The sequence below is a fragment of the Chlorobiota bacterium genome (assembly GCA_016710285.1).
In the GTDB taxonomy this organism is placed as follows: domain Bacteria; phylum Bacteroidota; class Ignavibacteria; order OLB7; family OLB7; genus OLB7.
In genome coordinates, this window is the sequence record JADJXR010000001.1 from 2049703 (window position 1) to 2071746 (window position 22044).

The window sequence follows — 22044 nt, forward strand, 5'->3', positions numbered from 1 at the left end:
GCCGCAGTGGGAAAAGGAATGCCCTTCTTCCTTGCGAACTCTGTGCCCCGGGGTTGTTTGGCGTTTCCGCTTACTTCACCACGCTCAATGCGCCGGTCAGCGTCTGGCCATTGGTTGTAAGTGAGTAGCGGTACACCCCGTTTGCAAGGTTGCTAACGGAGAATTGGGCCACGTGCTGGCCGGCGTCGCGCATGCCTTGGGCAATGGTCATTGCCTGGCGGCCATTGGCATCGTACAGTGTGATTACCACATCGCCAGCGGCGGCGGTCCGATAGTGGAGTTCCACAACATCGCGTGCGGGGTTGGGTGTGCTTTGCCAAAGCATTGCTCCCCCCAGCGTCATCGGTTCGTCGGCTCCGCTGGTTCCGGTGGCGGGTTCCACAAATGGGGCAATCTGGGTTGCGGTTCCGCCAAGCTGCACGGTTACTGCCCCGCCGGTGCCATTATTGTTGATGGTCAGCACGGCATTGCTGGTGCCTTTGTTCAACGGGCGGTAGGTCACCTCCAAATACTCCGATTGCCCAGGTGCAAGTATGGTTCGCGGCAATCGCCCCAGAGTGTAATCGGTGGCGGTTGGGCCGGTGATGGTGGTGGTTCCCAACTTCACGGGGCTGGTTCCCATGTTGGTAATCATCACGCTGCGCCGCACTGCTTTGCCAACAGCAACGGAGATGTTATCGAACAACGTGGCCGGGCCGGCAGAAAGCTGGCGCGTGACGGCCTGGCCGATAATGGCCACAATGATGTTATCACCGCTGGCAGTGGTTGCTTCTATCTGCGCCGAGCGGGGGCCGGGGGTGCTTCCCGCAATCGGTGTATGAACCACCGAAAGGTTCAGTGCCTCACCAGGCATCATCTGGAACGGAACCGCAGGCCACGGGGCGTTTGGATCCATGGCAAATTCGGCTGCATCGGCTCCCGCGATGGTTATGCCCGTAATCGTCAGGAACTCGGTGCTGGTGTTTTCAAACATCACTGTGCCGGTTGGCATCTCGGCTGCTGGCCCATCAATGACTGCCGGGGCAATCGTAATGTCGCGAGCTTCGATTCCCGTTGCTCCGGTTCCTTTCAGGTCCCAGTAGAAGGCCCCGCCTTCAATAAGCCCGGGAATCCGAAGCGTGGAGTCGTTGGATTGCAGCAGTATGGTTGCCCTGCGTGCCCCAGAGCGGGAAGGGGTAAATCGAACCGACAGCGTTGCCGATTCGCCCGGAGCCAGCACATACTTGTCTTCATTGGGATCAATGGTTGCGCCGGTAAGGCCTTCGATAATTTGGAAGTCGCGTGTGTCGCCGCTGGCAATGCGGAAGGCGTTGCGGCTGATGCGAAGGTCGCACACGCCGGCGTTGGCAATGGTCAACGTGGTGTCGCGCCATTTCCCAATCATCGTGTTGCCGAACGCCACCGTGGTAAGCGGCTTCCCTTCTTCATCGGCTGCCAGCCACGCTCCAATTCCCTTGCCGAACATATCAACTGTTAGCAAGCCATTGGTGGTAACGTTGGCCGTTGATTTCCCAACGAAGTTCACCGCATTGGTGGCGATAAATGCACGTGCAAGGCGCTTCCCGGGGCGTTGCGGGACAAAGTTGAGGTAGAAGGTCTGCGACTCCCCAGGGTTCAGAACCATCGGGAACTGCATGGGGACATTGCTTGATGCCGGTGCCACGCCAGCAGCATCGGTGACGAAATAATCGGCCATTGCGATTGGCGCGCCTTGTGATGTGCGGAGCAGTGGGTTAGCCGGCATCCCTTGCCCATACAACGAATCTGTCTGGAAGAATTGCATGCCGTTCACCACCAAGGGGTCGTTCCCCAAGCTCCGCACCGTTACCTGGAAGGAGTTCACCGATTCGCCGGAACAGGCGAACGTCTTCACGAACAGGTCCGACTTCTCGTTGATCACTTCGCCGTTGATCCGGAATTCACCTCCTGCGCCGGTTGAGGTGGCGTTAAGGGTGAACGTCCGGACTTCGCAATCGGCGTTCACCGTCAGCTGTGCGGTCTGCACGCCAAACCCATTGGGCTTAAAGGTGATGATTGGCGTGTTGATCCCGTTGTTCCCCAAGGAAACCGCCGCAACGTTCAGCGAGTATTGCTTGGTTGGATCGGTCAGCGTGTAGGTGACAACCGCAGACTTCGCGCCAACCACTGTTCCTGTGTTCTGGATAGTGAACGGGGTGAAGGTTCGCGTGGTTCCGTACGGGGTTCCCTGCCCCACAAGCAGCTTCGCGCCATCACCTAACGGCGACACGCCACCGCTGGCAACATTACCGGTCCAGGTAATTCGGGAGTTCCCTGTTCCATTCAAGGTGTAGGCGGCCTTAAATCCGTTCGTTCCGGTTACTGTGATGGTGGCGGTGCGTGTTCCAACACACCCGGGGGTAAAGGTGATTGTTGGCGAAACACCGCTACCGGGTGATAGAGAGATGGACGAGGGCGACACCACATAATCGGAAGCATTGGCACCGGTGACGGCAAAGGTGAATGTGGTTTGCGAGCACTTGGTTGCCGTGCGAATCTCAAACGGGAGATACGCTTTGGACACCCCACGCTGAAGGCTAATTGCCGACATCAGGATGTCACCATTTTTCATCCCGCTGGTCCCCCCCTGGGCAACATCGCCCGTCACGACGGTTCCGCAGTAGGTGGGGTCAAACGTGTATAATGTGCCGTTGCTGATGGAAGTGTTGGCAATATTCACCTTCTGCGATGCGGAGTAATCCAACGCCGGGTTGCCGCCCTTATCAAAATAAAGGCTGAAGAAGTTGTTGCTTGCCCCGGCAATGCCGATACGCGCAGCGGTTGTTGGAACCTGCTTCATCGTCATGGAAGCATAGTAGAACTCGATGCGGTTGGTGGTTTCGTACAAGCGGATCTGATAACGGATCATATCCGCTTTGGTAAGAACCCCGTTTGGTCGAATCTCCCACTGAACCGTCAGCACATACTTGCCAGGGGAACCTGTTAGCAGATACGTCACCCCTGTGTTCACCAACGTCCCAGCATCCCAGAACGGAGCAAGCAGTGGGTAGGTGCTGGCTTTTTCAAAAATCTCATCGCTTGCCGAAGTCACGGCAGATTTCCCCAACCCCAGCACGCCGTTAGCGTTTGCGGAGAATTGGGAATACACAACTCCATCAAGTTCAAACTTGAAGCCAATGTCGGTTACTGCCGACGACGTGTTGCTGCTTCCGGCTTTTAGAATCGTTGTCCCTTTGCCCATGTCGGTATCGGTCCCTGTGCCCGATGCGAATGAGTAATCTTTCATTGTTGCGAACAACGTGGCGCACGGCAGCAGCAACAGCACGGCCAATACGCCAAACAAACAGCGGTAATGTCTGCTCATGGGGGGCTTTCTCCTACAGATCTATTAATGTGAAAAGTACAGCACCCACCCACTGCCTTTCAGTAGCATGGATGCCATGATGTGTTCAATTCGGAATTGTGAGAGCGCGAAGCCTTCGGAGTTCGGCAAACCGGAAGGCAAGGGAAGGAAAAAACAATGCAACCGCCGACCATCCAGAAAAAGTAAAAATAGGAGTAGTCGAAGTGCAATATATCAATTTGCCGCATCGTGGTTGTGGTGGGCAAGCATCATTTATCAATGAATCAAAAAAAACTTGCTGCCTTCATGCTGAAGGCTGAAAATGCACGGGAACCGACGCATCCCTTTTTGCCTCCATCTTCTTCCTACTTTTACCGCACTATCAAACAAACCAATTAGGAAGGTGAGATGATGAACGCTTTGCTTCCAGCCCTGTTGTTGCTGATTTCGGCGACAACCCTTATTGCCCAAACTGAACGCCCCTACACCCCCATCCAAATCCCCACACGCGACGGCAAGATGCTGGCCGCCGATTTGTACGCCAGCAACGCCACCACGCCAAAGCCGGTGATCCTGATTCAAACCCCCTACAACAAATTTTTTTACCGGCTTTCTGTGGGGATTCCTTCCCAGGCTGGTGGGGCATCGTTCCCTTACGACAGTGCCAATTACAACTACGTCACGCTGGATTGGCGCGGCTTCTACGGAAGCAAGGACGCTGCCGTCACCGGCTACGATCGCGGGCTTGACGGCTACGACGCGGTGGAATGGATTGCCGCCCAACCCTGGTGCAACGGCAAGGTCGGGACCTGGGGGCCATCGGCATTGGGAGCCATTCAGTTTATGACCGCAAAACATCACCCGCCACACCTTCTTTGTGCGGTTCCGTTGGTGAAAGATTTCAAGACGAAGTACGGGGATTTCTACGAGGGTGGGGTGTACCGAAAGGAGCATTCGGAGACGTTGGAGAAACTGGGCTTCACGCCAACGTCGCTGATTCTGGCGCACCCCACCAACGACCTTACTTGGACCACAGTCGAGCGCGGCAGCGATGAACCCGATTCCTTCACGGTGCCGATGCTGCTTGTCAGCGGGTGGTTCGACCATTTCCCCGACGACATCTTGCGGGCGTTTGCCGATTTGCGCCAGCGTGGCGCGCCGGCGGTCCGCAATGCCCACCGGCTTATCATGGGGCCATGGGCCCACGATGGCGTTGATAAATCCGAGCAAGGCATCCTCACCTTCCCCGATGCTACCGGCGTTGCCAATGCCGCCGCGCTGCGGTTCTTCGACCACTACTTGCGCGGCATTGAAAACGGCCAAACCGCTTCCCCGCCCGTGAGCTACTACCAGATGGGGGAGAACAAATGGCACGCCATTGAAAGCTGGCAGGCGTTGGCTCAAAATGCTGATACCATCGAACTCTTCTTCCACCCGGACCGGACGCTTCGCCCCGATCCTCCAAGCGGTGGCGGGGCCAATACAGCGTCGTCCAGCTTCGACTACAACCCACGCGACCCATCGCCAACATGGGGCGGGGCGCGGCTGCTGTTGCCTGGCGTGCAGGGGCTGAAAGGACCGCAGGATCAACGCCCGGTGGAGCTGCGGGGGGACGCGCTCACCTTCAGCACCCCAACGCTGGAGCGGAACCTGGAAGTTACCGGGGCAATCACCTTGCAAGCCTATGTGGTGGCGGACCGCACCGATACCGATCTGGCAATCCGGTTGACGGATGTGTATCCCGACGGGCGTTCGGTGCTGCTTGTGCAAACCATCCGCCGGATGCGGTTCCGCGATGGATACCGCCCGGCGGATACATCGGCCATCAAGCCGGGACAGGCCTATCCGGTAACGGTCCAGCTGCAGAACCTTGCCACAACATTCCTGAAAGGGCACCAGCTGCGGGTTGTCATCACCGGAAGCAACTTCCCCCGCTACGATCTTAACCCAAACACGGGCGGCCCGCTGTATCAGCCGGGGGATACGCTGGTTGCAGAAATCAGCGTGGGCCATCACCCCACAACTCCATCCTCCCTAAAAATTCCCGGGCGGCTGCTGGCCTCGGGCGTTGGAGCCGAACCGGCGGCGGCGGAGCAGGGGAACGAAATGGTGGTGTTTCCCAACCCGGCCGCCAGCAAGGCTTCCGTCAGCTTCGCCCTGAAACATCGCGACCGCGTGAAGCTGATGCTTGTTGATGCCGCGGGCAAAACGCAGGCAACGGTTCTTGATAAGGAGATGGAGGCAGGGGAGCATCGGCAGGAGCTGAACACCGAGGGATTGCCTTCGGGAAGTTGGTACTGCGTGCTGGTGGTTGGCGGCCAATACACCGTGCGCCAACTGGCGGTGGAGTGATGGAGTAAACAACGGAAGCGGCAAGCGGAGCATTGCGGCGGGGCCGGTGGCCGGTAACTCCGTTTGTCTGGTTATCTTCAGCGCAATCTCTTGTCAGCTACTTCACGTAGTGTGTGTTGCACGAGCTTCTTGAGAAACCTCCCATGGCTACTACTTCGCCGATTGTTGCGCAGGCCGCAGAGCATATCCAGCAGCTGTTTGCCGAGCGCCTTCCCATCACCCTTACCTACCATAACCCGCAGCACACGTTGGACGTGGTGGCGGCGGCTTCGGAGATTGCCATTGGTGAGGGATTGAACGAGGAGGACCGGGAGATTCTTGCCGTTGCCGCGTGGTTCCACGATGCCGGCTACACCCAGGTGTACAACGACCACGAAGCGGCCGGGGCGAACATGGCGCGTGAGTTCTTGGCCCAGCGCGGCTACCCGGAGCAAAACATCGCCCTTGTTGAGCGGTGCATCTTGGCCACCAAGTATCCATCGCACCCGCAAACGCTGATGGAGTCGGTGCTGTGCGATGCGGACCTTAGCCACGTTGGCCGAAAAGGCTACATGGACTCCGCCGACCGGCTTCGGGCCGAGTGGGGGGTGCATCTGCAAAAAACGTACACGGAATTTGAGTGGCTGAAGAACAATCTGGAGTTTCTTGCCGGCCATCATTTCTATACCCACTACGCCCGCACCCAGTTCGAGGAACGGAAGAAGGCGAACGTGGAAAAAGTGCAGAAGCGAATCCACAAAGCGTTGGAAACGGAGCCCGGGACCACGCTTCCGGAAAGCCTTGTTGCCGCGCTTGATGCGGCGTATCCGCATCCCCCAGTTGCCCAGCCGAGCGTTCAATCCGGGAACCAATCCGGAGCGGAGCCTGGGGTAATCGCCGCCGAAAAACCGCATAAACATCACGCCAAAGATCACGCCCAAAAAACCGCCGTTGCGCCGCCGGCCAAACTGAGCGATGAAGAGAAATTGCGGATTGAGCAGGAGAAGTTGCGGCTGAAAGAAGAGAAGTCAAAACGCCCAGAGCGTGGGATCGAGACGATGTTCAGGATCACTTCGCAGAATCACATGAACCTGAGCAAAATGGCCGACGACAAGGCCAGCGTCCTTATCAGCATCAACACGCTGATTATCTCAATCGTGCTTTCGGTGCTGGCGGCGAAGCTGGAGAACAACGTGTACCTGATTATCCCCACGCTGATGTTGCTGGCATCATCCGTGACGACGATTGTGTTTGCGGTGCTTTCCACACGCCCGCAGGTGAGTTCGGGGACGTTCACCACCGATGATGTTCACCAGCGGCGGGTGAACCTGCTCTTCTTCGGCAACTTCTACAACGTCCAGCTCGGCGATTTCGATTACGGCGTGCGGGAGATGATGAACGACCGCGACTACTTGTACGGCACGATGATTAAAGACATCTACTACCTGGGTCGCGTGTTGGGGGCGAAGTACAAGCTGCTGCGCCAGGGCTACACCATCTTCCTCTATGGAATTATCATTTCGGTGGTGGCGTTTGCGCTTGCGTTTGTTATCAACGCGCTGGCATAATGCCGCGAAAAAATCTTCCTACCTCTAAAAAAAAACAAGCAGTTCAGGAATAATTCCTTCGGCAGTTGGAATGGAATTGTTGGGCCTCTTCTTTATCGGCTGGCCGCCAATGGCTAGCCGATGGAGCGATACACAGGGCGAGGCCTTCCAACTCATCATTCACTGGAGGATATTCCATGAGACGACTGATTGTACTTCCATCACCTGCCGCGCTTCTGGTTGGTGGCTGCTTCAGTATCGAGCCGGTTCCCGATAACGGTCCCGCTCCGTTTGGCTTGAAGCCGTTGTTATCAACGATTCCCGCTGCGGCTTCCGACCATGTGGTCTATTCGCTGGAAAATAAATCTTCCACGATGCCCACCGGAACGGCCACCCGATAGCCTTACTCCATCTATTACTCCATCCATTTCTCTGATTCTCACCATGAACGTTGCACAAGTTTTTGCGCTCTCGATGCTGTTCCATGCGGCCCTGCTGATGCAGAGCTGTGTGGGAACGGATATTGTGAACGATCCTTTGCCGGCGGTTGCCCAGCGGGGGGTGCTTCTTCCTGCCGACGTGCTGATGCAAACCGGCCAAACGCTGAAATTCACCGCCACCTTCCACGACACCACCGGCGCGGCGGTTGCCAATGCTCTGGTGGCGTGGCACAGTTCCGACACGGCAATCGTTTCGGTGAGCAGCGATGGGCTGGCAACGGCCAACGGGGTGGGAACCGCCACGGTGGTGGCCACCGCTAATGGCATTGCAAGCAACAGTGCCCAGGTTCGCGTGGTGGCGGACCCAACCCAAACAAGGCGGCGGACAACCACGCTGATCCCTGGCCCCATCGCCGCCGACACCGCTCGCGGAACGGTGATCTTGGAGGAGAACGCCGAAGGAAAGCCCACACTGATGTTTGCCGATGATTTCCGCAGCCAGGGAGGGCCACAGTTGGAGGTGTTCCTTGCGCAATCGCTCGATCCCAAAACAGGCATTTCGCTTGGCAAGCTGCAATCAACCAGCGGCGCGCAACGCTACGATGTTCCGGCGGGAATAACCTTGTCCACCTACGATTACGTGATCGTCTATTGCGTGCCGTTCAAAGTGGTGTTTGGTGCCGGGATGTTGAGCAAGTCGTAGCCGGGGTCATGGTGAGGTCATGGCTGGTATCTATCGTTCACTAATCACTGATGGTGTCATCATGCGTGCTGTTGTGCAGATTCTGTTGTGGATGCTGATTCCTGCGCTTGCCGTTGCCGGCGGATGGACCCAGCAGACCGACCACGGCTACTTCAAACTTGGCGGGCGATTGCTTCGCGCCCCGCAGCGATACGATTCCACGGGAACGCCGGTCAACATCCCCACGTATGGAGATTTCACCGCCAGCATCTACGGTGAGTATGGCTTCACCAGCTGGTTGACAGGGGTGGCTTCGGTGCCGGTGGTGAAGCGCGTCACCATCAACCGCCAAGTCAGCAACCGAACCGGGCTGGAGCTTGCGCCCGGACACGAACGCACAGACATTGGCGATATCAATCTGGGAGCACGGTTCGGCATCCTTCAGGAAGGAAGCACGGTGCTGGCCGCGCAGCTAACGCTTGGGCTTCCCACCGGCAACGCCACCGCAACCGATGGAACCGTGACGGGCGATGGTGAGTTCAACCAGTCGTTATCGCTGCAAGCCGGGCATTCGTTCTACCCCGCCCCCCTGTATGCCGCTGCGGATGTTGGGGTCAACCACCGCACGGAAGGTTTTGCCGAGCAATGGACCTTTGGCGCAGAGCTTGGTTGGAACGTTCTTAACAACCTCCTTCTGATTGGGCGGGTGCAGGGCGTTGGTTCGTTGGGGGATAACGCCGCAAGCACCGAACCCAGCATCGCCTTTGCAAGCAACCAGCGATACCTTTCCTACGGTGCCGAGGCAAACCTGCAGCTGACAGAATCGGCAGGGATTGCTATCGGGGTCGAATCGGCAACGTGGGCGCGGAACACCCTTGCCGCGCCAATATTCTCGGCCAGCATATTCCTGAAACTCTAGCCCTTTGGCCATGGTGCCAACCACCACCACCGGAACAACGCCTGTGCGGAGTGTTGAATACTCATATCACTCTTTTGGCGGCATTGCCATACCTTTGCCCAACTTATCAACTGGGAGAGTCCGTTACGTGGCAAAGCCAAATGACAGCATTGAGCATTTCGAGGCCGAAGCGATACCCCATCTGAACGATCTGTTCAGAACCGCATCGCGCATGGTTGGGTCCGTTTCCGATGCCGAGGACGTGGTGCAGGAGACCTACCTGCAAGCGTGGAAGTCGTTCCATAAATTCCAGCAAGGGACCAATTGTCGGGCTTGGTTGTTCGCCATTCTGTTCAACAAAATCCGCCACTACCACCGCGCCCGGTCCACCGCAAAAGTTGTTGCGGTGGATGATGAAATCCTTGCACAAGTTCCCACCCCCGAAGCCGTATCTGCCGAGCATATCCGCGATGAAGACATCCTTGCAGCGTTGGAAAAAATCCCCGTGGGATACCGCGAAGTGATCCTGCTTGCCGATGTTCAAGAATTTGCCTACCGCGAGATTGCCGAGATTTTAGAAATCCCAATCGGGACCGTGATGTCGCGGCTTAGCCGCGCGCGCGGATTGCTGCGCACGGGGCTGGCGGACGTGGCAAAGGAGTACGGAATACGTGTGGCCAACAGCGCGATGCCGCCCGGCAGGGGGGAAGCATGAACCAGCAACCATTATCGCCGCAGGAGATCATCCTTCTGCTGGATGCCTACGTTGCCAACGAAGCCACCGACCAGCAACGCCAGCAGGCCGAACAACTGATGGCCGAAGCTGCGGAATGGAAGGAGTACGTTCAACAAACGCGGCAACTTCGGGCGCGGGTTGCAACGGCGGTGAAGGGGGTTGGCGTACCGGCGGGATTTTCCACAAGGCTGCAAGCACGGCTGCGGGAAGAATTGCCCGCAAGCGATCAAGCCGCGGGCAATCAAAAAATGGGCGATCAAGAAATTGAACCGTTGCCCGATCCGCTGCATCGCCGACTGAAGGATGCGGTGCTGCAACAACCGGTTCCTTCGGGGCTTCGCTCCGGCATTCATCAAGCATTGCGCCAGGAAGGGGAAGCGGACCAACCGGCAGCAGGCCTGGCGCAACCGCAGCCTAGCAAGATCATCAGGATTGGGAACCGATGGCAACGGTGGACCTACGCCGCAGCGGCAGCCGTGGTGGTGGCATTCGGGATTTGGGGGCTGTTGCGGCTTGGCCCCACCGCGCCAGAAATTGCCGTAACGCCACCGGCCCAGCATTCGGCTCAGCTCCGGAAAGTTTTGAACATGGGGTTGGATGACCACATCTTCTGCGCCGTTCAGAATAAGTATGGCAGCCGCCGCTACACCACCGAGGAGATGATCGAACGGCTTGGTCCCTACGCAGAGCTGCTCCCAATTCTGCGGAGCCATGTCAAGGATTGGGAGGTTGTGGTGGGGCACCGGTGCCACGCCGGAACACGCAAGTTTGTTCACCTTATTTTGCGGCAAAACGATCAGATCATCTCGCTGGCGATTACCCCAAAACTCCCAGGCGACACATTGCCGGAAGACCCGGGCCAGAACACCCGCTCGATACAAGGCATTCTGCTGTTCCAAGCGCGGTTGCAAAACCTGGAAGACTACGAAGTCACCGGCTTCCAAACCGCGAAATACCTTGCGTTTATTGTGGGCCAGCTATCAACCGAGCAAAGCATGAACATCGCTTCCGCCATTGCGCCCGACATCCAAAAAATGCTTGATGGAATCAACGTGTAGAAGCCATGGAGCTTCCCCGATAAGCAACCGTTGCCGAATCGCCAAGCCAGCCATTTCCACGATTCCCGAACCATGAAAACGCTGTTCCTGTGCCGCCATGCTAAATCAAGTTGGGAATATCCAGAGCTTAGCGATTTCGAGCGCCCGCTGAATGCGCGCGGGCATCGGGATGCGGAGTTTATGGCGAAGGTTCTTGCCCAGCAACGCCTGCGCCCCGACCTGATGGTGGCAAGCCCCGCCGCCCGTGCACTAACCACCGCACGGATGATTGCCGCAGGAATTGGATACCCCTTGCACGACCTGATGATTACCGAACGGCTGTACGATGCCAGCAGCGGGGAAATCTTGCAAGTGGCCGCAACCTTGCCCGAAACCGTGTCGGTGGCGATGCTGTTTGGGCACAACCCGGGCATGACGTTGCTGGCCAACCAGCTTGGCGCGCCGCAGATTGAGAACATCCCGACTTGCGGAATCGTGCGGCTGGAATCCACCGCCGAGCAGTGGAACCAGCTTGCCGCAGCAACCACACGGTTTGCGGCGTTCGAGTTCCCCAAAAAATATCTGGCCTGATCCTTCGCGATTCTTGCCGCTTCTTCACCAAAGCACCGATGCCACGTTCCCAGCGGCATCGGTGCTTTGGTGGATACAGGTTGCGTGGACCCCCAGTTTAGCTTGGGACTTCCGCCATTTGCTTCACCCGCTGATATTCTTCCTCAAATTTTTTCGCAACCGATGGGTCGCGGATAATCAAGATGTTCTCGTCGTTCTGCGTCGCTGCCGACCCTGTGAAATTGTAGCTGCCGGTGATGGTCCACTCGCCATCAATGATGATGACTTTGTGATGCATCACATACTTGTTCCCATCCTTCAGCACCGTGATTCCTGCGTCTTGCAACTGCTCCATCACCGAGCGTTCCGCGCCGCGCCGTTCAATCACCCCTTCCACCTGGACCCCTGCTTTCTCCTTCTCGATCATCGCCTCGGCAATGGTTCCATCGGTGAAGTTGAAGGCCATAAAATGGATGCTTTTTTTTGCGATGCTGAGGTAGCGGAGAATCTTTGGGGGGATGTCATCCTCCGGGGAGAAGTAGTTGTAGATGGTGGCACTTCCCACCTTCACCTGTGTGTGCGGCGTTTCCGATGGGGAGCGTGCGCCAAAGGAGTTCGCCACGAACATCTCCTTGAACTCCGTTGCGTAATTCTCGGCAAGCTCCTCCGAGCGGATCATCAACCCGTTGTTGTTGTTGCGGAAGGCGCAGTTGTCGGTGATGTTGTAGGACCCGGTCCACACCGTTGCGCCGTCAATGACCGCAAACTTATTGTGCATCAGTGCGGACCGCCCGTCGAAGATCACCGGGATTCCGGCGGCCACCACCGCCCGCATCTCCTCGTTGTTTTCGTAATCGCTATCGGTCACCAGCCGAACCTTCACGCCGCGCCGGTGCGCAGCAATCAGCGCGTCGGCAATCCGCTTGGACTCAAGTTCGAAAAACGCTCCATCAATGGTCTTGCGCGCCGTGCCGAACAGCGCGGCAAGGTGGCGATCAATGTTGTTCGGATCGTCCTGGCCAACGGTGGGGTCGTTGGCGTAGGTGTCGCTGAAGAAAATGGCAAGATCACCATCGGGGAGCAACGGCCCGGTTGCGTCGCCGGGTGGGTTCGGTTTGGTGGGCGATGTCTTGGTTCCGCTTGCCTCCTTGCTGTTTCCGCCAAGTTGGTTCTGGGCAGCGCGGCGGCGGCGTTCCATAAACGTGAGCACGCTTACTGCCAGCAGCAGAAGGCCGATGATCGTGATGATTTTCCGTCGTGAAGAGGTCATTGATCTGTGGGTGTGATGAAGTCGGCGGCGGAAGAACCGTCCGTTGGATTCGATGCGTTGCGGCTGTTGGATTTACCTGCAGGTTGATCGCCGGTGGAGCCGTCCTCCCCGGTGATCTCTACTGCCTCGCTGGGGGCTTCATTGGCAATGGGGTACTGCTCCAGCAGGTTGGGGTCGGCACTCTGCAATGGCTCGGCTGTGGTCGCTGGGTGCAGTTCGGGAGTGTTCGCTTTCAGCGCAAGAAATAGCTCGTCGAAGGGTCGCCCCTGGCCCACGTAATGGTTCAGCAGCCGGATGGCTTCTATCCGTTGCCGTGCGGCTCCGTCGCTGTCGCACTCCATGAGTTGCGATTCGGTCCAACTGAGCAGGCGTTCGGCATCGTTGTCCTGCAGGTTGTCGGTCAGTGAGGGGTCGGCGTACAGGCGATCTACCCAGATGTCGGTGTTCATAGCAATGGATTGTTCGGTGCGTTTGGCGCAGCTGGCATAACAACACTCAGCCGCCACACCACAACGGAAATGGATGTTGGAATGTTTGCGCGGCAAGCACACCCCCGGGCAGCAACCAGCCGTGCCGAAAATAGAGTTTCATGGGCGATTGCCAACTATCCTACCAACCCTGCTGGCGATGATGGATAACGGCATGGCAACCACGCCCGTGCCGGCCCAGCTCCGCTCACAAACCGTCAGATTCACCCCCTTTCCAAATTTCGTAACGGCTAGTAGTTTGGGAGCCGTTTTTTGCAATACCAATTGGCGCAAGCGCGTTGTTGGTTGCACCGTTTGCCTGACCTATTGGAAGGGGGCAATTGAATGGAGGTGGGGAAGTGCCACGGGCTGGCAATCGTCAGGATGTGGAGATGCCGGGTGTCCTTTCAGTTACGTAGCCGATTCCGCTGCGGCGTTCGCACGGGAAAAGGGAATGCAACGAACGGCTTCGGCAGGAAACCCACGGAGCCTGATTGCCGTCAAGCCCGCCAAGCTGCGCCGGAGCATAAAGGCCCCCCGGCACCGATGAACATGATGAACACGAACCAGATGACTTTTCCGATCTATCGCTTGTTGTGCTGCGGCCTGCTGTTGCCGCTGCTTTCCGTTGGCAAGGTTGCGGCCCAGCACGTCCCGCAGGAGTTTGGGAACTTATGGCTTGAGGTAATGAAGAATTCTGCTTCGGCCCCGGTAACTGGTGGTTCCCGCTCCGCTCCGCTGGCCGAAGAAACCCACCCAGTACGCAAACCTTCATCCCCCGCGCCGCTTCGTTTTTCAACAGCCATTGATAAGGAAACCCAAGCCCTGGGCGTTGTCACCGCTGCGTGGCGCGGGATGATGCCCGGCACGGAATATCACCGCATCCTAAACTCCCCCAACCGCGCTCCGTTGCTTGCTGCACCATTTGGATTGAAAGGGAAAAACGGGACCGTTCGGGTGGCATGGCAAGGGATTGATGATCCCACAATCGGGCGGCAATATGCCAGCGATTCCACGCTGGAGTCGTTGGTGGAGTGGTATCGGGGAACGTACGGGATTCCGTTCACCGTGCGGACCGTGGCGCTTGCCGACTCGGCCACGGGGGGGCGGCTAACGATTGCGCGGGGCGTGCACCGCATTGGCAACACCATCGTGTCGGTGATGATCTGGAACCCAACGGTTGGCCATGGCGGAAAGCGCGGAAGCAAGCGCACCAACTACCTGCAAAAAACCAGCATCGCCGTGCAGGAGCGGGCCTTCCGCTCGCGCGATTTTTTGGTGGCCGAGGGTCCCGATGCCGTGGTCGAGCTAACGTGGCAGGTTCCCTACGGCGATGCAATCCAACGCATGAGCCGGAAATATGAGATTGACCCATTCCTGATTGCCGCGCTGGTGCAACAGGAATCGAACTTCAACGCGGGGGCAATCTCGGTGGATAGCGCGATGGGGCTAACCCAGATGATCCCCACCACCGCCGAAGCAATGGGCGTTACCGACCCCGCCGATCCGCACCAATCATTGGAAGGGGGCGTGCGGTATCTGAAGCTGATGCTGCGGCAGTTCAACGGAAATGTGATGCTGGCGCTGGCCGCCTACAACGCCGGCCCCGGCAACGTGATGAAGTACCGCGGAATCCCCCCTTTCCCCGAAACTCGCACCTACGTCCGCAGGATCATGGACCGCTACAAGGAGAAAGCGGGGAAAGGGTGAATCCACGTTGGACCCCCTATCGCCACGATTCAGCAAGGCCAAGCAGGGGATTGCTCCCGCCGATTGCAATGGAGTTGAAATGGAGCCGAAGGGGAGCATCTTGCTCCGTTTCGGCTCCATTGTTTTCCCTTCCCCTTCCCTTCTCTGTTTTCACTAACTTTCCTTCAGTTTCCTGTGTTAGAATGGTGGCGGCGTTTGCCGGCACGCGATCACGAAATCTTTTACCAAACAACAGCCCGATGGCTCGATATCTGCTCTGCTTCTTGTTTGCCATTTCCCTATCCATCCCCGCCGCAGCACAACAGCGCGACGGGAATGGGGCGGAGGGGGAACCGAACGCCAATCGTGCAATTGCAATCGTCAACGGAAAGGAAATTTCTGCCGACTGGTACCTTGATCTGCTGAACGATCACGCCATGGCCCAGCGCGAACAAGGTCAGCCAGAAAACATTGACCAAGTGACCGACGACGCGTATTTCCTTAGCCTGATTGATGAAGAACTTGTTCGCCAGGAAGCCGAGAAACGGGGCGTTGTTGTGGCCCGCAGCGAAGCAATCCAACGGATGATCGAATCCCCCCCCGATTTTATCCGCACTGCTTTTGTGGATGAACAAGGGGTGTACCAAAAAGAGCGGTTCCGCAAGGTGGCCATGAACCCCGAGAAGATCACCGAGTTTGCGCAGCCCGGCCAAAACCGCCAGCAGATGATCGCCAACTGGAAACGGGACCTTGAGAAAGTGATCCGCTACGTGCAGAACACCCGCACCCGCGAACTGCTGGTCCAGGCCATTTACAAGGAACAACCGCTGACGGAAACGCAGATCAAGAACCATTACTTTGCCAGCAAAACCTTGCTGAACGGATCGTTCGTTCGGGTCTATCACTCCACCATTTCCGACAGTGCTGTTTCCCTTACCGAGGCCGAAGCGCGTGCGTGGTACGGGGCGCATCAACCGGAGCTAACCTTCCCTGCGGCGCGTTCCATCGGGACGTTGATTCTTCCGGTGGAGCCGTTAGCCGCCGACACCGCAACGCGCCGCAAAACGGTGGATTCGGTGGTGCAGGCAATTCGGAAGGCAACGCCGGCACGCCGTTCGGCAGTGGTGCGTTCGATTGCTGCGGGGTTACTGCCGGGGCGCTATCCCAACGAAGCCATCAGCCTTGCGCAGATTCCGCCAGAGTTTGCCGATACCGTTGCTGGTTCATCTGTTGGCCAGCTGTTGGGACCGTTCGAGCGGAATGGAGAGATTGTGATGCTCTTCATTGAAGGGATTGAGCCGAAGCGGGACACCGTGCTGAAAGCGCGCCACATCTTGTTTCGCGCCAACGCCGGAACCGACACCACCGGAACCAGCGAAATCCTTTCGCTGATGATGAAGCTGAAGGAGAAGATCACCGAGGACTCGGTGTTCGCCCAAGCCGCCCGAATCTACGGCCAGGACGGAAGCGCGAAAATTGGGGGGGATTTGGGATGGTTCGGGCGGGGGAAGATGATCCATGAGTTCGACAGCGTTTGCTTTTTAGCCAAGCCGGGCAAGGTTGCCGGGCCGGTGCGAACGTCGTTTGGGTATCACCTTCTTCGCGTTTCCGAACGCTCGAACAAAGGGTATCGCATTCGTGAACTCCGCTTCCCCTTGCCCATTTCGGCGGCAGCAATGGAGCGGTCCCTTGCCGATGCACGCCGCTATGCCAACGCGCTCCGCTCCCGCAGCGGGGTTGATTCAATCCAGTTGGAGTTGCGCTCACGGTATCGCGGCGTTGTCACCGACACCTCCACGATTGAGCGGATGCAGAAGTACGGCGATATCTTGGCCGTTGGTGAGTTTGCCTTCGGTGCGGCGGTGGGGGATGTGCGTATCTTCGCGCTCCCGTTCGATCGGGTTGCCGTTGTGCAAGTGGTCGAGGCTCGCCAGCCGGGGCTTCCCCCTTTCGAGAAATTCCCACGCTACGTCACGGCATTTGCCAAGCTGGATAAAAAAATGGAGATGCTTCGGCCCCGGGTGGAGCAGCTGAAAGACTCCTTGAAATGGAATACTTTGATTGGTCCAATTCGTGAGATCGCGCCAATGGCCGAAATCTTCCTTGTTCAAGACAAAACCGTTGACGCGCCACCCGATGAGGATCCAGCAATTTTGGATTCGTTGGTTGCAACGGTGCAAGGGGGTGGGGTGGCCGGTCCGGTTCGGGGGAAATGGGGCTACTACTTCGTTAGGGCCGAGTACAAAAGTGCCCCCAGCGAAGCCGATTACCGCCGCGACGGGCCGGAGTTCGCCGAACATTATCGGCAGGAATACCAGCAAAGCCGCGCAACCGAGGTGCTGAACCGCGCCCGCGCAATGGCGGAAATCAGGGACCTTCGTCCCTCCATGCAGATGGTGTTGCAGCAGCAACCGTAGCGCGGGCGGCACTGTTCGTGATGAACGTTTCCGTTGAACAACCTTGAACAAACCAGAGATTCACATGATGATGATGAACATGAGCAACGTTTTCGCACGCCTGATGGGAACCGCCGTTGGAATTGCCGTGACCGCTTCGGCAGCATCGGCCCAGATTGGGCTTGGGGCCGGCCTGGCCGCGGTTGGCGACAACGTCCAGCAAGCCAGAGGTTCGTTGGCTGATTTGCTTGCGAAGGATAGCATCGCCGTGGGCGATGTTTCCGGAACGATTGGAGTGTACGGCACGGTCCGTGGCCGCCTTCCGGTGGGGAAGGTGATGCAGATTACGGGGGACCTTAGCTACACCTACTTCCAAAACAAAGATGTTGTCCTGACCGACCTTGCCGTAAACCCCGACAGCACTGCCCAGGCGACGTTCGAGGTTGGCACCACCCTTGTTCCGCTGAATGCCGGGGTGCAGTTTACCTTCCCGTCCAAAGTCATTATCCCCTATGCCGGCGCGCAGCTTTCCTACACCTTTGTCAACCGGACCTACGCCTTCGTGAGCGGGTCCGACAAGCTCAACAGCGTCACCATCAACAACGCTGCGGCGGGGGAGAACGAGTTCGGCGCGGCATTGAGCGCAGGCATTGACATTGCCCTGGGCGAGGTGACGATTGATGTTGGCGCACGCTACAACCTTGCAAACCTGTTCACCCAGGATGATGGCGAGCAAGGGATGCGCTACCTTCAAGTGGGCGCTGCCATTTTGTTCGGCAGCCGTTCGTTGGGCGATGATGATGAGGGCGATAAATAGTTCCGGCTTCCGCTGAACTCCATCGCTTGCTGGTGCTTGATCCTTTCCATCCTTCCTGGCAAACGGCCCGAAGCCTCAGGACCGTTTGCCAGGAAGATTTCCCCTTCCATTGCTTTCTGCTAAGGCTCCAATCGTTATGTCCACGCCATCCTCTTCCGCTGCTTGGCAGGCGCTTGCCAGCCACCATGCCGAACTGCGCGACGTTCCCATGCGCCAACTGTTTGCGGAGGACCCGTCGCGGTTCCCCCGATTCACCCTTTCCCATGGCGATCTCTTTTTGGATTACTCCAAAAACCGCATCACCCAGCGGACGATGGAGTTGCTGCTGGAGCTTGCCCGCCAGCGCGACCTTCCCGAATGGATTGAGCGGATGTTCACCGGCCAAAAGATCAACATCACCGAAGGGCGGGCGGTGCTCCACACTGCGCTTCGCAACCGCTCCAACCGCCCAATCATGGTGGACGGAGCCGATGTGATGCCACAGGTGAACCGCGTGCTGGAGCAGATGCGCAGTTTCACCGAATCGGTGCGGAGCGGCCAGTGGAAAGGGTGGACCGGCGAAACCATCACCGACGTGGTGAACATCGGAATTGGGGGGTCCGACCTTGGGCCGGTGATGGTGACCGAGGCACTGAAGCATTACGCATTGCCAAGCCTTCGCCTCCATTTTGTCAGCAACGTGGACGGGACCCACATTGCCGAGACGCTGAAGCAGTTGCGCCCAGAGCGGACGTTGTTCATCATTGCCAGCAAGACCTTCACCACGCAGGAGACGCTGGCCAACGCCCACACGGCGCGCGATTGGTTCCTGCAATCGGCGGGGGACCGGGCTGCGGTGGCGCGGCATTTCGTGGCCCTTTCCACCAACGGAGCCGAGGTGGAAAAATTCGGGATTGATGTTGCCAATATGTTCGAATTCTGGGATTGGGTTGGCGGGCGGTACTCACTCTGGTCGGCGATTGGATTATCCATCGCCTTGTCGGTTGGGATGGATGGGTTCACGCAGCTTCTGGAGGGGGCGCACCAGATGGACGAGCATTTCCGCACCGCGCCGCTCCACCAGAATATTCCCGTGGTGCTGGGATTGCTGGGGGTGTGGTACAACAATTTTTTCGGGGCCGAGTCGCACGCGATTCTGCCGTACGACCAATATCTGCACCGCTTCCCGGCATATTTCCAGCAAGGGGATATGGAGAGCAACGGCAAGGGGGTGGACCGCGAAGGGAACCGCGTGGAGTACTCCACCGGCCCAATTATTTGGGGTGAGCCAGGCACCAACGGGCAGCACGCATTCTACCAACTGATCCACCAGGGGACCAAGTTGATTCCGGCGGATTTTATCGCTGCTATCCAGACGCTGAACCCAGCGGGGGAGCATCACCAGATGCTGATGGCCAATTTTTTGGCACAGACCGAGGCACTGATGCGGGGGAAAACAGCCGAAGAAGCGCGCGCAGAGTTGCAGGCCAGCGGAACCCCGGCCCAGCGGATTGAGGAATTGCTGCCGCACAAAGTTTTCCCGGGGAACCGCCCCACCAACAGCATCCTGATACGCCGCCTAACGCCCCACACGTTGGGGATGCTGGTGGCGATGTACGAGCACAAAATTTTCACGCAGGGGATTATCTGGAACATCAACTCCTTTGACCAATGGGGGGTGGAGCTTGGGAAGCAGCTTGCCGGAACAATCCTTCGCGAGCTGCGGTCCGCCGCGCCTTCCGCCGCCCACGACGCTTCCACCAACGGGCTGATTGAGCTGGTCATCAACGGCACGTGGTAAGCAACAAACGGGCAACTCCATTTCCAACTCCATCTTCAATTTCTATGCTTGAACTTCCTATCCTTTCCGCTTCCGATTCCCCCCCGGCATTCCGCTGGGATGAATGGTATGCTGGCGTTGGCGGGCGGACGATTCACGTGCCGGAGGTGCAGGAGTATCTGCACAAAATCCAGACCGAGCAGTACCCGCGTTGCGAGGGGCCGGTGGCCGCGGTTCGCCAGGAATTTGGTTCGCCGGAGGAGGCCGCGGCGCATATCAAGGAGAAGGCAACGGAGTTCGGGGCCGACGCTGTTGGGGTTTGCTTGATTGAGCCAAGCGATTTATACCGTGGTCGCAGCATCAGCGAAACGCACGCCATTGCGTTGGCCAAACGGATGCGGTGGCGCGCATTCCAGACGGTCCCTTCCCGCGAGGCCGCGATTGAGTGCATGCGGATTTACTACGACCTGGGGGAAACGGTGATCCAGCTGGCGGAGTATATCCGAAGCATCGGCTACGGTTGCAACGTGGAGCATCCAATCGGCGACAGCAATTTGCTCCATATCCCGATAGCCTTAAAGGCCGGGTTTGGTGAGCTTGGAAGGCATGGCTCGGTGATTCACCCCAGGCTTGGGCCGCTGTTCCGCATGGGGAGCATCGCCACCACGCTTCCGATGGCCACCGACAGCCCGATTGATGCCGGCATTGCGGCATTCTGCGACAAGTGCCGCGCCTGCCGCATCTACTGCCCCGCCAACGCAATCCCCGACCACCGCAGCCCCGAAGCGGGGAAAGATCACTTGGGGAACGATCGCTATAAGGTTGACACCGGGCGCTGTTTCCCGTACTTCGCCAAGCATTACTACTGCTCGGCCTGTTTGCCGGTTTGCGTCTATCACCACAAGGAGTGGGCGCGCGATTTCGACGGCTACGAAACCAAACTTTTCCCCAACGTGGTGATGGACCCGCCGCCGGATCCGTTCGACGGAATACCGGAGGAGCAACGGCACAACTACCCCGCAAGAAATCGCCCATAACGCTGGCGATAGAGGGATGGCAATGGAGTACAAACAGAAAGGGAGCCGATCGCAACGCAGCGATTGGCTCCCTTTTTCGTTTCTATTTCGGCGCGCCTGCTACTGCAGCGAGTAGCGCACCCCCAGGGTCGCGACAATCGCGCTCAGTTTCAGTTCTGGGTCGGTGATGGTTGCGGTTAGCGGCAGCAGATATGCCACGCGTGGACCAACCTTCAGGCGTTTGTAGATGGTGAATTCGTAGCCCGCATAGACCATTCCATCGAACACCACTCCGGCAACGTTCTCGGGGTCTTCCGATGGATATTCCTTCGTGTAGGGGTCGTCCGTTTCTCCTTGGGGATAGAAGACCTCGGTGGCTTTCCCAGTGTTGTCGGTCACGACCTTCGTGACGATCTGCTTGGAGTAGGAAGTGCTGGCGCTGAAGGTAAGGTTCAGGCCAATCCCCGCCCCAACGTAGAAGGCACGGAAGGGATAGTATTTGACCGAAGGAAGCAACGAGAACTGAATAAAACTGGCATCCCCCAAATTGGAGTAGGTGACATCCCGGGCGATGAACTGATTGGCCCCGGTGCGGATTGTGGTGGCCTCGGCCGAGTCGTAGCTGCTGTTCAGCGTCCGCAAATGGAAGCCCGCAAGCCCTTCCAGCCGAAACCCCTCGCGCCGGGTAAGGGGGTAATCGTAGGCTCCGGCAAGGAACAACCCCAGGTCCGACCCTTCGTTGAACACGCCGCATCCCACCGCGTAGGTTCCGCTTTGCGAGGCGATCGGCAAGCCAACCTCAATCCCCATTCGTGGGAACTCGGTGATGAACTCCGATGGGTCGGAGGACTGGCCAAACGCGCACGGCGTGGCGGCCAAAATGATCCCCGCCGTTGCCCCGGCAAGTCGTGTAAAAAAGCGATCGGTCATCGGTAAGGTTGTTGGAAGAGTTTGGGAAAAGAGGGCTTGCGCTTGCTTGCGGATGCGGGAAGGCTAACCAACGAAGGGGCAAATATACGCTTGCACCTTTTGCCGAAGCACCATTCAGCACAGCTTGATAACGTCAC

At 58.0% G+C, this 22044-nt stretch carries 18 protein-coding genes; 13 read left to right on the forward strand and 5 right to left on the reverse strand.

Annotated elements, in window-relative coordinates; genetic code table 11:
* Positions 1–70 precede the first annotated feature (70 nt).
* On the reverse strand, positions 71–3343 hold the full coding sequence (locus IPM61_07335) for a choice-of-anchor D domain-containing protein (protein ID MBK8911128.1): 3273 nt from the start codon (positions 3341–3343) through the stop codon (positions 71–73).
* A gap of 390 nt (positions 3344–3733) precedes the next feature.
* Here IPM61_07335 and IPM61_07340 point away from each other — a divergent pair, with 390 nt between their 5' ends.
* The 8 genes from IPM61_07340 to IPM61_07375 all read left to right on the forward strand — a co-directional run bounded on the left by IPM61_07340 (position 3734) and on the right by IPM61_07375 (position 11584).
* Entirely contained in the window at positions 3734–5674 is a 1941-nt protein-coding gene (locus tag IPM61_07340) for a CocE/NonD family hydrolase (protein MBK8911129.1), read from the forward strand.
* A 143-nt stretch (positions 5675–5817) separates the two neighbouring features.
* Positions 5818–7221: an HD domain-containing protein gene (locus IPM61_07345; GenBank protein ID MBK8911130.1), complete on the forward strand. Its 1404-nt coding sequence runs from the start codon at positions 5818–5820 to the stop codon at positions 7219–7221.
* Between the two features lie 176 nt (positions 7222–7397).
* A complete protein-coding gene (locus IPM61_07350) occupies positions 7398–7601 on the forward strand; it encodes a hypothetical protein (GenBank protein ID MBK8911131.1) in 204 nt (67 codons plus the stop codon).
* A 43-nt stretch (positions 7602–7644) separates the two neighbouring features.
* Positions 7645–8343: a DM13 domain-containing protein gene (locus tag IPM61_07355; GenBank protein MBK8911132.1), complete on the forward strand. Its 699-nt coding sequence runs from the start codon at positions 7645–7647 to the stop codon at positions 8341–8343.
* 61 nt (positions 8344–8404) lie between these two features.
* The gene (locus IPM61_07360; GenBank protein ID MBK8911133.1) at positions 8405–9241 is read left to right on the forward strand and encodes a hypothetical protein; all 837 of its coding nucleotides are present in this window, start codon (positions 8405–8407) and stop codon (positions 9239–9241) included.
* A gap of 127 nt (positions 9242–9368) precedes the next feature.
* Positions 9369–9935 carry a sigma-70 family RNA polymerase sigma factor gene (locus tag IPM61_07365; protein ID MBK8911134.1) on the forward strand — a complete coding sequence of 189 codons (567 nt, stop codon included), beginning with the start codon at positions 9369–9371 and terminating at the stop codon, positions 9933–9935.
* Positions 9932–11014, forward strand: a complete 1083-nt coding sequence (locus IPM61_07370) for a hypothetical protein (GenBank protein MBK8911135.1) — start codon at positions 9932–9934, stop codon at positions 11012–11014. Before IPM61_07365 ends, IPM61_07370 begins: the two co-directional genes overlap by 4 nt.
* A gap of 72 nt (positions 11015–11086) precedes the next feature.
* Entirely contained in the window at positions 11087–11584 is a 498-nt protein-coding gene (locus IPM61_07375) for a histidine phosphatase family protein (protein ID MBK8911136.1), read from the forward strand.
* Between the two features lie 97 nt (positions 11585–11681).
* On the opposite strand, the gene IPM61_07380 is transcribed toward IPM61_07375, so the two are convergent.
* A complete protein-coding gene (locus IPM61_07380) occupies positions 11682–12833 on the reverse strand; it encodes a phospholipase (protein MBK8911137.1) in 1152 nt (383 codons plus the stop codon).
* Positions 12830–13282 carry a hypothetical protein gene (locus IPM61_07385; GenBank protein MBK8911138.1) on the reverse strand — a complete coding sequence of 151 codons (453 nt, stop codon included), beginning with the start codon at positions 13280–13282 and terminating at the stop codon, positions 12830–12832. Before IPM61_07385 ends, IPM61_07380 begins: the two co-directional genes overlap by 4 nt.
* A 363-nt stretch (positions 13283–13645) precedes the next feature.
* On the opposite strand from IPM61_07385, the gene IPM61_07390 reads away from it, so the two are divergent.
* Entirely contained in the window at positions 13646–15010 is a 1365-nt protein-coding gene (locus IPM61_07390) for a lytic transglycosylase domain-containing protein (protein MBK8911139.1), read from the forward strand.
* A 16-nt stretch (positions 15011–15026) separates the two neighbouring features.
* On the opposite strand, the gene IPM61_07395 is transcribed toward IPM61_07390, so the two are convergent.
* Positions 15027–15164, reverse strand: coding sequence for a hypothetical protein (locus IPM61_07395; GenBank protein ID MBK8911140.1), 138 nt, complete (start codon positions 15162–15164; stop codon positions 15027–15029).
* Positions 15165–15249: 85 nt separating this feature from the next.
* Here IPM61_07395 and IPM61_07400 point away from each other — a divergent pair, with 85 nt between their 5' ends.
* The 4 genes from IPM61_07400 to IPM61_07415 all read left to right on the forward strand — a co-directional run bounded on the left by IPM61_07400 (position 15250) and on the right by IPM61_07415 (position 20998).
* Positions 15250–17406, forward strand: coding sequence for a peptidylprolyl isomerase (locus IPM61_07400; protein MBK8911141.1), 2157 nt, complete (start codon positions 15250–15252; stop codon positions 17404–17406).
* Between the two features lie 64 nt (positions 17407–17470).
* Positions 17471–18202, forward strand: coding sequence for a hypothetical protein (locus IPM61_07405; GenBank protein MBK8911142.1), 732 nt, complete (start codon positions 17471–17473; stop codon positions 18200–18202).
* A 136-nt stretch (positions 18203–18338) separates the two neighbouring features.
* Entirely contained in the window at positions 18339–19982 is a 1644-nt protein-coding gene (gene pgi, locus IPM61_07410) for a glucose-6-phosphate isomerase (protein MBK8911143.1), read from the forward strand.
* A gap of 44 nt (positions 19983–20026) precedes the next feature.
* Positions 20027–20998 carry a hypothetical protein gene (locus IPM61_07415; GenBank protein MBK8911144.1) on the forward strand — a complete coding sequence of 324 codons (972 nt, stop codon included), beginning with the start codon at positions 20027–20029 and terminating at the stop codon, positions 20996–20998.
* A gap of 99 nt (positions 20999–21097) precedes the next feature.
* On the opposite strand, the gene IPM61_07420 is transcribed toward IPM61_07415, so the two are convergent.
* Positions 21098–21907, reverse strand: a complete 810-nt coding sequence (locus IPM61_07420; protein MBK8911145.1) for a hypothetical protein — start codon at positions 21905–21907, stop codon at positions 21098–21100.
* Positions 21908–22044 lie beyond the last annotated feature (137 nt).